This is a genomic window from Faecalimicrobium sp. JNUCC 81 (assembly GCF_053667625.1).
Window position 1 is genome coordinate 935,978 of sequence record NZ_CM132203.1, and the last position, 12,793, is coordinate 948,770.

12 protein-coding genes are annotated in these 12,793 nt (G+C 24.3%); all 12 read left to right on the forward strand.

Annotation, left to right across the window (positions count from 1 at the left end; all coding sequences use genetic code 11):
- Positions 1–63 precede the first annotated feature (63 nt).
- Positions 64–453: a YbaN family protein gene (locus JNUCC81_RS04605; protein WP_454095496.1), complete on the forward strand. Its 390-nt coding sequence runs from the start codon at positions 64–66 to the stop codon at positions 451–453.
- A 233-nt stretch (positions 454–686) separates the two neighbouring features.
- A complete protein-coding gene (locus JNUCC81_RS04610; protein ID WP_454095497.1) occupies positions 687–1,001 on the forward strand; it encodes a hypothetical protein in 315 nt (104 codons plus the stop codon).
- A gap of 12 nt (positions 1,002–1,013) precedes the next feature.
- Positions 1,014–2,777, forward strand: coding sequence for an ABC transporter ATP-binding protein/permease (locus tag JNUCC81_RS04615; protein WP_454095498.1), 1,764 nt, complete (start codon positions 1,014–1,016; stop codon positions 2,775–2,777).
- Complete coding sequence (locus JNUCC81_RS04620) at positions 2,770–4,452, forward strand: ABC transporter ATP-binding protein (protein ID WP_454095499.1); 1,683 nt, start codon at positions 2,770–2,772, stop codon at positions 4,450–4,452. Before JNUCC81_RS04615 ends, JNUCC81_RS04620 begins: the two co-directional genes overlap by 8 nt.
- Before the next feature lie 125 nt (positions 4,453–4,577).
- Complete coding sequence (locus JNUCC81_RS04625; RefSeq protein ID WP_454095500.1) at positions 4,578–4,877, forward strand: nitrous oxide-stimulated promoter family protein; 300 nt, start codon at positions 4,578–4,580, stop codon at positions 4,875–4,877.
- Between the two features lie 485 nt (positions 4,878–5,362).
- Entirely contained in the window at positions 5,363–5,896 is a 534-nt protein-coding gene (locus JNUCC81_RS04630; RefSeq protein WP_454095501.1) for a LytR/AlgR family response regulator transcription factor, read from the forward strand.
- The gene (locus JNUCC81_RS04635) at positions 5,890–7,260 is read left to right on the forward strand and encodes a GHKL domain-containing protein (protein WP_454095502.1); all 1,371 of its coding nucleotides are present in this window, start codon (positions 5,890–5,892) and stop codon (positions 7,258–7,260) included. The genes JNUCC81_RS04630 and JNUCC81_RS04635 overlap by 7 nt, the downstream gene beginning before the upstream one ends.
- A gap of 122 nt (positions 7,261–7,382) precedes the next feature.
- The gene (locus JNUCC81_RS04640; RefSeq protein WP_454095503.1) at positions 7,383–8,045 is read left to right on the forward strand and encodes an ABC transporter ATP-binding protein; all 663 of its coding nucleotides are present in this window, start codon (positions 7,383–7,385) and stop codon (positions 8,043–8,045) included.
- Between the two features lie 8 nt (positions 8,046–8,053).
- A complete protein-coding gene (locus tag JNUCC81_RS04645) occupies positions 8,054–10,564 on the forward strand; it encodes an FtsX-like permease family protein (protein ID WP_454095504.1) in 2,511 nt (836 codons plus the stop codon).
- Positions 10,565–10,825: 261 nt separating this feature from the next.
- Positions 10,826–11,461, forward strand: a complete 636-nt coding sequence (locus JNUCC81_RS04650; protein ID WP_454095505.1) for a DUF2953 domain-containing protein — start codon at positions 10,826–10,828, stop codon at positions 11,459–11,461.
- Positions 11,415–11,861: a spore germination protein GerW family protein gene (locus JNUCC81_RS04655; protein ID WP_454095506.1), complete on the forward strand. Its 447-nt coding sequence runs from the start codon at positions 11,415–11,417 to the stop codon at positions 11,859–11,861. Before JNUCC81_RS04650 ends, JNUCC81_RS04655 begins: the two co-directional genes overlap by 47 nt.
- 486 nt (positions 11,862–12,347) lie before the next feature.
- Positions 12,348–12,788, forward strand: a complete 441-nt coding sequence (locus tag JNUCC81_RS04660) for a MarR family winged helix-turn-helix transcriptional regulator (RefSeq protein WP_454095507.1) — start codon at positions 12,348–12,350, stop codon at positions 12,786–12,788.
- Positions 12,789–12,793 lie beyond the last annotated feature (5 nt).

Genomic DNA, 12,793 nt, shown 5'->3' on the forward strand with positions numbered 1-12,793 from the left:
AAAATAATTATCACTTGTGATAAATTATTAGTATATTAAATTTAAAATTGTATGGAGGATAAAATGAATAAAATTAAAAAGTTCATATACGTAGTAGTTGGGCTAATATCATTTGTATTAGGAGCAGTAGGGGTTATAATACCAGTGCTTCCAACAACACCATTTTTACTATTGGCATCATATTGTTTTGTAAAGGGTTCAGATAAATTTGATAGATGGTTTAAATCAACAAAGATTTATAAAAATCATTTAGAAAGTTTTGTTAAAGAAAAGGCTATGACTATGAAACAAAAGGTTTGTATATTATTATTTGCAGATATAATGTTAGCATTTCCTTTGATAATAATAGATAGCTTACATATGAGGATATTTTTATTATTTTTAATAGCAGTTAAATTCTATTACTTTATGTTTAGAATAAAAACAATAAAAGAAGATAAAGCAGAGGTCTAATACAACTATTGAACTAAGATAAAAATTAATTGTAAAAATAAAACTCATAAACTAAGAGATAAAGTAGATAAATAAGGTTTAAATAGTGCAACTAAGAAATATTTATCAAAATACAATGAGAATGATAGTCAATATATATAATGGTATAAATTAATTTAATTAAGAGAATTAAAATATTGATGAATTCTTTAAATTTAGTAATTATAAATACAAAAGTGAAGCGGGAGAAAGTTATGTTACATAGGTTAGGATCAACATTATTTTTATTAGCAATAATAACTTATTTTTTTAAATACTTTAAATTTATAAATAAGAAATTAAGTTTAAAACTACATATTTTAACTGGAACATTAGGAGCATTATTGATGATTATATATTCAGTTACTGACTATATAAAAGATAAAGAGATAACTATTTTACCGGTTGGAATTATGGCAGGATTAATAATATTATCAGGGACTAATAAAGTAAGAAAGAAATATAAATGGCTACATTTAGTATCAGTGATATTATTTGCATTAAGTCTTATATATCACATAATTAATTAGGAGGAAGTGTAAATGGTAGACAAGAGGTTATTATCTATTTGTAAAGAACCAAAAAAATACATATTTTTAACAGTTTTAATGAACTGGATATCTGTAATTTGTAATATAGGTATAATTTTATTTGTAGGAAGTATAATCGATAAATTATATAAAAATGATTTAAGTTTTAGTATAGGTAGCTATGCAATACTTTTATCGATTTTAATGATAATAAGATTTATTTGTAATTATATGTCTGGTAAGTTTTCTCATAATTCATCAGGAAAAGTTAGAAACATATTAAGAGAAAAAATATATAAAAAGCTATTAGAACTTGGTGTAGATTATAATAATGCACTATCAACATCATCAACTGTTCAAATAGCAGTAGATGGAGTTGAACAGTTAGAAGTATATTTCGGAAGGTTTTTACCTCAATTATTTTATGGATTACTAGGTCCACTTACATTATTTGTAGTAATGGCTAGCATAAGTTTAAAAGCTGCATTAGTACTTTTAGTATGTATACCATTAATACCAATATCAATAGCAGCTGTTATGAAGTTTGCTAAAAAACTTTTAAGTAAATATTGGGGCATATATACAAACTTAGGTGATTCATTCTTAGAAAATCTTCAAGGTCTTACAACTTTAAAGATATTTGATTTAGATGAAGAAAAAAATGAAGAAATGAACAAAGAAGCTGAAACATTTAGAAAAGTAACTATGAAGGTATTAACAATGCAATTAAGTTCTATAACTATAATGGATTTAATAGCATTTGGAGGAGCAGCAGTAGGTATATTACTTGCTGTAAATGAATTATCAAAAGGTAATATAACTGTTGGAGGGGCTGTGATAATAATATTATTATCATCAGAATTCTTTATACCACTTAGACTTTTAGGATCGTTTTTCCACATAGCTACTAATGGTATGGCAGCATCTGAAAAAATGTTTAAATTATTAGATACAAAAGTTAAAGAAGAGCTTAAATTATCTAATAAAGATTGTGAAAAATTAAAAGATATATCTATAAATCTAAAAAATGTAGATTTTAGTTATGATAAAGAAAGAAAAGTCCTTAAAGATATAAATATAGAAGTAAAAAATAAATCTATGGTTGCTTTAGTTGGAGAAAGTGGATGTGGTAAAAGTACAATTACTAACTTACTTTTAAAGCTTAGAGAAGTAGACAAGGGAGAAGTAACTTTAAACGGAATAAATATAAATAATATACCATTTGAAGAATTAAGAAAAAAAGTAAGTTTTATAAGTCATAACTCTTATATATTTAATACTACTATTGCACAAAACTTAAAAATGGGTAAAAATGATGCAACAGAAGAAGAGTTATATAATGCACTAAAAATAGCGAATTTATATGAGTTTGTAATTGGCTTAGAAGATAAACTTGATACTAAAGTTGGAGAAGGTGGATCACTTTTATCAGGAGGACAAAAACAAAGATTAGCACTTGCTAGAATGATACTTACAAACCCAGAGGTGTACATATTTGATGAAGCTACTTCAAATGTTGATGTAGAAAGTGAAGATAGCATATTAAAGACTATATATGATATAGCAAAAGAAAAAACTGTAATAGTAATATCTCATAGACTTGCAAACGTAAAAAATGCAGATAAGATTTATGTATTAGATAAAGGTAAGATAGTAGAAAGTGGAAATCATAATGAACTTATGAAAAATAACTCTACTTACTGTAAGTTATATACAAATCAAACAAACTTAGAAAGTATATATGAAGCAGAAATGGAGGTAGCTATAAGTGAATAAAGATCAAAAGAGAATGTCTGGAATAAAGATAATGGCAAGACTTATAAAAATACTAAAACCTCTAACTCCAATAATGATAATAACAATAACTTTTGGAGTTTTAGGATTTTTAGCAGCTACAGCAGTAACAACATTTGGTGCAATAGCAGTAGGAACTATACTTAAATTAGATATGGAATTTACTTTAGATATAACTATAAAGATTATAATAGGATGTGCAATACTAAGAGGTGGGCTAAGATCCATAGAACAATATTCAGGTCATTATATAGCATTTAAAATATTAGCAATACTAAGAGACCAAGTATTTAAAGCATTAAGAAAATTAGCGCCATCAAAATTAGAAACAAAAGAAAAAGGTAATCTAATATCAGTTATAACTAGCGATATAGAATTATTAGAAGTATTTTATGCTCATACAATAGCACCTATAGCAATAGGAATATTAACTTCAGCAATAACAGCAGGAGTATTATATAGTATAAATCCTTACTTTGGGATAATAGCATTAGTATTTTATTTAATAGTAGGTCTTTTAATACCAGTTATATCTTCTAAATATGCAAACCAATCAGGTCTTGAATATAGAAATGAGTTTGGAAATACAAATAGTTTTTTATTAGACTCTTTAAAAGGTATAAAAGAAGTATTACTATTTGGGGCTGGAAATGATAGATTAAAAACTATAAATGAAAATAGTGAAAAGTTAAATGAAAAATTAAAAGTTATAAAAGAGCATGAAGGTATAATAAGAGCTTTCACAGATATAACTATAATGATAGCTATAATTGTAACTTTATTTACAGGAGTGAAGTTATTTGAATCAGGCACAATAAACTTAGGTCAATTAATAGTGGCAGTAGTTCTTTTAGCTAGTTCATTTGGGCCAACTGTTGCTTTAAGTAATTTATCTAATAATTTAATGCATACTTTTGCTTGTGCACAAAGATTATTCAATGTATTAGATGAAGTTCCTGCTGTAAATGAAGTAGCTGGAAATGAAGATTTAAACATAGACTATGTAGATATAAGAGATATGGAATTTAAGTATAATGGAAGAGATGAGGTATTACTTAAAGATGTAAATCTTAATATTGAAAAAGGCGATAAAGTTGCTATTATTGGAGAAAGTGGATGTGGTAAGAGTACATTATTAAAATTAATAATGAGATTTTGGGATGTTGAAAAAGGTAGTATTGAAATATCTAATAAAGATATAAAGACTATACCAACAAAATCTTTAAGAAAATCACAGTCTTTAGTTAGTCAAGAAACATTCTTATTTAATGACACTATAGAGAATAACTTAAAAATAGGTAAAATAGATGCAACTTATGAAGAAGTAGTAGAAGCGGCTAAAAAAGCATCTATACATGAATTTATAGAAACACTTCCTAATGGATATAAGACTAATGTTGGAGAAATAGGGTCTAACTTATCATCAGGAGAAAAGCAAAGACTAGGAATAGCAAGGGCATTTTTACATAATTCACAAGTACTTATATTAGATGAACCTACAAGTAACTTAGATACTTTAAATGAAGCTCAAATTTTAAAGAGCATTAAAAATGAATCTGAAGATAAAACAGTAATAATGGTATCTCATAGGAAATCAAGTACAGCAATTTGTGATAAGAAAGTTTATGTAAGAAATAATACACTTGAATTTAATTAATAAAAGGGCTAAATTTTAGCCCTTTTTTAATATGCTGATGTATTATTAGTTTATTTAAATAATTGATTAATTGTAATTTAAGCGAATAAACTTGAGGGCAGAAAAATTTAAATTGGGAGGGAATCATGAGTAGAATAGAAAGAGAAAAAAAGACTATAGGTATTATGATAAATATATATTGTAGTAAAAATCATGGACGTAATAAGGGAGAACTTTGTAATGAATGTAGCGAGCTTTTAGAGTATGCTAATAAAAGATTAGATTTTTGTAAGTTTGGAGAAGAAAAAAAGTTTTGTAGTAAATGTAAAATACATTGTTATAAAAAAGATATGAAGATAAAAATAAAGGATGTTATGAAATTCTCTGGACCAAGGTTATTATTTCATGAGCCAATAGAAGTTATTAAGCATATATTTGAAAAATAATATAGACATATACCTACTTATGTATTATTATAACTATAAAAATAACTACTCAAAGTAAATATCATAACGAAAAAATAGACTAGATTTTATCTGGTCTATTTTTTATTTAAAAAATAAATTAGCTATTGTACATATATGAAATATTTAAATTATATAAGCTACTTATATAATTTAGAGGTTTATATACTAATACAAAGGTTTATGTTAAAATTTAAACTATAAATTTAATTAAAATACTTTAATAAGAGTGATATCTCATAAAAATATATTTATAATATTTATTGCAATAAGTTAAGGGGGAGATTATTATTTATAGAATTGTTATTTGTGAAGATGATGTTACTCAAAGAGAACTTTTAAGGAATTATATATCAAAAATTTTCAAAAAAATTTCTAATCAAATAGAATTAATAGAATTTAGTTGAGGAGAAGATTTAATAAATACAAATCTATATGGAATTGATATATTTTTTTTAGATATTCAAATGGATAACATAAGCGGAATGGATGTAGCTAAAGTAATTAGAGAAAAAAATGATATATCTGAAATAATATTTACAACTTCACTAATAGATTACATTCAAGATGGTTACGAGGTTAGAGCATACAGATATTTATTAAAACCTATAAATTATGAAGAATTAAACAAGCATATATTAAATTGTGTTTCTGATATTATAAAAAAGAGAGAAAACTTTATAATCATAGAAAATAAGGGGAGTATAACTAAGGTCTCAATAAGCAGTATTACATATATAGAAGTTATGAAAAAAGAATTAACTATACATACAATAGATAAAACGTATTATACGAAAAATAGTATGGATAAAATTGAAAAAGAACTTGAAAAATATAATTTTTTTAGATGTCATAAAAGTTATCTAATTAATATAAATCACATTCAATACATATCTAAAAATACAGTCAGTATTAATGATGATGATATTCCAGTTAGTAAACATAGGATTAGTAATTTAAAAACAAAGCTAACTCATACTTTAGGTGATGTATTATGTTAGAAACTCATTTATTTTGGATAATTATAAGCATATTATCTATAGTTATAGAATTATCTGTATTAAAATTTATACTAGGTGAATTTGGAGAGCTAAAAAAGTCTAAATTAGTTTTAAACTTATACTTATTAATAGTTGCAACTATACTTATAATCATAATGATAAAAGAGATTAATCCTAATTTTATTATGTTTATAGCTATTATAATTACATATATTTTTTATATATTTAATTATAAAGTAAGTAAATTAAAAGGATTAGGAGTAAGTATTTTTTATTGGATTATAGTAAGAATATTTTATGCTTCAAGTTATGCACTGATATTTATACTTTATGAAAAATTTACTTTAATTACTAAATTAGAGTATGAATTTATTTATAATATCAGTTTAATAAGGTTAGATATAGTAGTTTTATCTAAAGTATTATTATTATCAATGATACCTATAATTAAGGTTATTAATTTAAAATCAGAAATTAGAAAAAAAGATTATGTATATATATTTATTTCTATAATATCTAATGTAATATGTACACTAGTTATTTTTGGACTAGTATATAGAGATTCATATGGATTTAGTAATTTCACCTTAGATACAATAATTATAGTAATATCAGCAATAATATTACTATCAAGTATATTTTCCATAGATATAATTAATAGAGTAATAAAGGATAATAGGTTAAGGCTAGAAAATAAAGTTATAAAAGAAAATATGGATAGACAATACGCATACTATTTAAACTTAAAGGAATCTCAACTAAGAGTGAAAAGTCTATATCATGATATGAAAAATCATATGATATGTATAGAAAATATCCATGGAAGTAGTGATTATATAAAAAATATGAATAAACAACTTGAACAATGTTATTTATCATTTAATACTGAAAATATGATACTTGATACTATTTTAAGTGATAAAAAATCTATATGTCATAAAAATAATATAGATTTTATTGTAGATATTAAATTTTCTCATTGTGACTTTATAGATATGCTAGATGTGTGTAGCATATTTTCAAATATGTTAGATAATGCAATAGAAGCATGTAATAAAATTAATAATACATATATAGAAAGAAAAATTAAACTTAGAGGTACTGTTGTAAATAAATTCTTTGTAATTAAATGTGAAAATACAAAAGTTAATAATATAAACTTTAAAAATAATAAATTTATAACTGATAAAAAAGATTTATTTTTACATGGTATAGGTATAAGTAGTATAAAAAATTCAGTAGAGAAATATGATGGGAATGTTGAAACAGATGTATTTGAAAATAAATTTATAATGACTATTTATATACCTTTAATAAAAAATAGCCCAGTTGGGTACAAAACAAACCCAGTTGGAGCTATATAATTGAAAAAATAAATATAGGATGTTATCTTTTAAGTGTTGAATGGATGAATTTAGTGAAATTATCTAACCAAGCGCTTGTTAAGATAGCATCCTTTTTTAGAATATAAATAGGAGAATATATTATGGCAATTTTAAAAATAAAAGACTTAACTAAGATATATGGAAAAGAAGAAACAGAAGTAAAAGCATTAAATAATATAAATTTAGAAATAAATAAAGGTGAATTCGTTGTAATAGTAGGCAAAAGTGGAAGTGGCAAAAGTACATTGCTTCATATAATGGCAGGACTTGAAACAGCGACAAGTGGAGATGTGATTATAGATAATATGAATATTTTATCACTTAATAAAAAGCAAAGATCGCTTTTGCGTAAGGAAAAAATAGGGTTAATATTTCAATCATATAATTTAATCCCAGTTTTAACAGTAGAAGAAAATATAAAGCTACCAACTATAAATACAAATAATAAAGATGATAATTATGTTAATGAATTAATGGAACTACTTAGTATAAAAGATAGAAAAACTCATCTACCAAACCAACTATCAGGTGGTCAACAACAAAGAGTGGCAATAGGAAGAGCTCTTGTAAATAAACCATCAATTATATTTGCGGATGAGCCTACTGGTAATCTAGACACAAAAACAGAAAGTGAAGTTTTAAATCTATTAAAAGAATCTCAGAAAAAATATAATCAAACGATAATAATGATAACTCATAATATGGATATTGCAAAATATGCAGATAAAATTATAAAAATTGAAGATGGATTTATAAGAGAGTAGGTGAAATTATGAAACTTAATGATATAGTGAAAAGATATATAATAGAAAATAAGAAAAATACATTATTGATAATTATAAGTATTATAATTTCAACTGCACTGTTTTTAGTAATGAATATAATAAGCGAAGATGCTAGAAACTTAATGATAGATCAAGCCAAAAAAGAATTAGGAATACACCATGCATCATATTATAATCCAACTAATAAAGATATAAAGAATATAGAAAATAATCCTAGCATAGATAAAATTGGAAAATCAATGTTATTAGGGCTTCATGATATAGGAAATGGACAAACGCTACAAATATTATGGGATGATAAAATTGCTCAAGAGGTAAGTAATAGCTATAAATTACAAAAAGGAAAATTTCCAACTAATGAAAATGAAATTGCAGTAGATACATGGTATATTGAGCAAAATAACATAAAAAATTCAATAGGTAAAACTATAAAATTAGATTATAGTAAACCAGATGAAAATGGACATGAGTCATATACTGGAGAAAAAGAGTTTAAAATTGTAGGAATTTTACAAAGTAATCCACTTTTAAAAGCTCAAGGAATGTCTCTTGGGGTTATAAGCAAAGAATGTACTATTAAAAATATACCTGATGATAATAAATATAACCAAGTTATGTTTACATTTAAGAAAGATAAAAACATACCAAAACAAGTTGAAAAACTTGTTGAAGATGAAAACTTAAATAAAAATAATATGAGATTAAATAATCCATTAATATTAGCTATGTCTGATAGCTTAAGTTTGAAAATACCATATATTATAATTAATATAATTCTTGCATTAGCTACTATATTATTGATATATAATATCTTCTATACATTGGTATCAAATAGAACAAAAGACTTTGGGACACTAAGGGCACTAGGATTTGAGCCAAAAGATATTTCTAAGATAATGATTTTAGAAGTGTTTATATACTCTGTTATAAGCATTCCAATAGGATTAATTTTAGGTTACTTAATATCTAATTCATCTAGGGAGTATGTTATAGGTGTAATATATGATGTTAGTTATGCAAATTCAATTAAAAGTAAAAGCTATATAAATACATATGTAATTACTATTTTATTAAGTGTTTTAACTATAATAATATCATTATTAAAACCGCTAATACTATCAATTAAAATTGATCCTATTATTTGTATGAGAAGAAATCAAGAAAAAATTAATATAAATCAAAAATCACTTATAAATAAATTTATGACTAAATCTTTTAAAGACTATGGAAATATAGCATCAAAAAATCTTCAAAGAAATAAAAAACGTACTAGCTTAGCTATAGCATCAATGACGCTAGTAATTTTCTTAATGGCAACGGTATACACAAAGTCTACTAGTAATTTTTTAGATTCTGGTGGAATGAGGCTATGGATACCAGGAGAGTATTCTATTCAAAATATTGACCCATCATCTACAATACAAAATGAAAAAAGCTATGATTCAAAAATATTAAAAGAGATAGAACATATAGATGGAGTTAAAAAAGTAAATGCATTGAGAGACAAGCATTTTAATATAAAAACTGATGATAATAATATAAATAAAAAATCAGAATACTGGAAAATGGAGAAGTCTAATCTTGAACAAAATGCTGAAATAAAAAATGGTGTGAAAGTATATAAAAATAATTTTGAAGTTTTAGGCATTGAAGATACCGAGGTATTAAATGATGTATTAATAGGAGGAAAAGAGAATTTAAGTAAATTGAATAAAGAACCATATATATATATAAATAATGCAACATGCGAGTCAATTAATATAAAAATGGGAGATAAAGTTAATGTAAACTTTGATACTGTAGATTCTAAAACAGGAAACTATAAAGAAACAATTTCTAAAGAGTTTATTGTTGGAGGTATTATTAAGCATTTACCAATATTTTCTCAAGGTGGAGGCACAAGCTTTGAAGCTGTTATATCAGTAAATCAAATGAATAAATTTACAGGTATTTCATCATATGAAAGATTTGATGTGTGGACTAGTAAGCTTGCCAATGATAAACACGTTGAGAGAGAATTAAATAAAATAGTAGAAAAATCAGGCAAAGGTATCTTGACACCATATAAAAGTGAATCAGCTGAACTTGAAAAGAGTGATAATCAAAAAGCTATGATTATGATATTAGTGGCTGGAGTTATAATCATTTTATCATTATTTAACTGTTGTAACACTATAGCTACTAGTATAAATAGTAGAAGTAGAGAATTTGCATTATTTAGAGGAATAGGGATATCAAAAGATGAAATAAAGAAAATAGTTAAATTAGAGTCAATGGTATATATTGTAGTTAGTTTTATTATATCAATAATACCTAGTTTAATAGTTAGAAGTATAATAATAAAAGACTTTGAAAATATTAAATTAATTAATTTTTCTTTTGTCATGGCTATTGTAATGATAGTAGCAATTTTATCAAGTATAATTATTATAACTACATCAAGGGCGTTAAAAAAGGTCCAAACTGAAGATTTTATAGATCAAATAAAAAATCTATAGTAAATATAAGAAAATCATATATTAGCTTGAACGAAGGTTAAAGCTGTATCTACGGAAGGTTCAGTAGGACTTTTATTTATGGACTTTGGAGCATCTAAAAATTTTGTATCTAGTATTAAAGAAGTATTAAAAGAACATATTGTAACAGACTAGGATATTATCCTAGTCTATTTTTTTATTTTTATACTTAATTATAAATATTAAAATAATAAGTTTTAAATAAAAAGTATAGATAATTATCTTTTAGAAAATAATAGGAATATGAGATATAATGGAATATTTGATTTAAGTTTTTTACTATTAATAATATTATTTTTAATTGTAGGTCTTATTATAATAACTTTAAGATCATCATTACACATAATAATTTCATCAAAAATACGAAATGAAGATATAAGTATTAAAATTAATATAAAATATCTATTCAATTTGATCAATATAGATAAGCAACTTTACCCACCGAGTAACAAAGGAAAAAGTAGTAGTTCTAATAAAAAGAAAGGAAAGGAAAAAAGAATAGGAAGTTTATTGAGTAGAGATTACTTAACTCTTTATAGGCTTTTTAAGAAAATAAAAATACATGAAGTTTATTCAAAAATTGAGTTTGGAAGTGAGATTATTAACTTCACTACATTTATATATGTTTTAATAAATGTTATTTATGGAAACGTAGCCAATATTGTAGATGCTGATAAAATATATCTGGGGGTAACACCAAACTTCACTAATAATTATTTAAAAGCAGATATGAAAGTGCATGCAAAACCTACTGTTAGAGATTTAGTAACAGTAGCAAGGGCTGGATATAAAATTTATAAAAATGATAAAGAGAATATGGAGGATGGTAATAATGAGAGCAACAGGTTCAATAAAAAGTCTTATGGAAACAACTCTTGAGACTATAAATGGTTCTATAGATGCAAATACTATAGTAGGTGATCCTATACAAACTGATACAACAGTAGTAGTTCCAATATCAAAAATTACAGTTGGTTTTGGTATAGGTGGAGGAGAATATTCAAAAGGTTATGATCAAAATAATAAAGATAATGAAAAGATAGAAGATAAAAATGATACAAATTTTGCTGGAGGTAGTGCAGGTGCAATTTCTGTACAACCAGTGGCTTTTGTAGTAGTAGAAAATGGCGAAACAAGACTTATGAGTTTAGATAGTAATATAAACTTAGTTGATAATATACTTACAGTTACTCCAAGAGTTATTGAAAAAATTCAAAAGTTATCTAAAAATAATTCTGATGATAATAAGAATAAACAACCTAAGAAGCCTAAAATATAAAAAAACTACCTATAAATATTTATAGGTAGTTTTTTTATATTTTAGAAATTATTAATTTTATACTGTTTTTATTTAAGCAATCTATATTTTTTTGAAGCTTACCAATAAAGTTAGTATTAAAAAATTTATTTTGGTTTACTTTAGGTAACATTATAGGGGCAGGTGTACTACTTGTACTTCGAATAAAATTTATGAGTATAAATGAAGAAAAAATAAGAATAAAATAGAAATATTAGTATAAAATATTAATAAAAAATATTATATTTTCTGCTATAAAAGCCATGAAGTCAAAATTAAAAAAAATTATAATTTTATATATTTTTTAATTAATAATTTAGGACAAAATAATTAAAATGGATAATGTATCATTAATATAGTATAATTACATTAGACAATTATTAATTATACTTAAGTAGTACTTCTAAGTAGTACTCTTATACTGAATAAATTAATAATAGACGAGACTATAGAATGGGGGGAAATCCTATGAACAATAGAGAGATTTCTATTCTAATTATGGAAAGTATACAAGACTTTACTAATTTGATTAAAATTTTAAACCAAGAAAGACATAAGCTGGATGATATCTTAACAGATAAGCAGTTTCTTGCTCTAGGAAGCATGATGAGCTATGATAAAATCGAGTTAAAAAATTTAAGTAGAGATCTTCATGTATCTACATCTAGTTTATGTATTTTAATGAATAAACTAGTTGATCAAGGGTATGTATATAGAGAAGAGGATACCAAAGATAGAAGAAATACTTTTTATGGATTAACAAAAGAAGGTCGTAATTTACTAGATATAGAAATAGAAAAGTTTTTATCTATTATAGACATAAGAATAGAAACTTTAGATGAAGAGGAAAAACATAGATTATTTGCTGCAGTAAAAGAAGCAAATAGTATAATGAAAGATTTTCTTTAGATAAA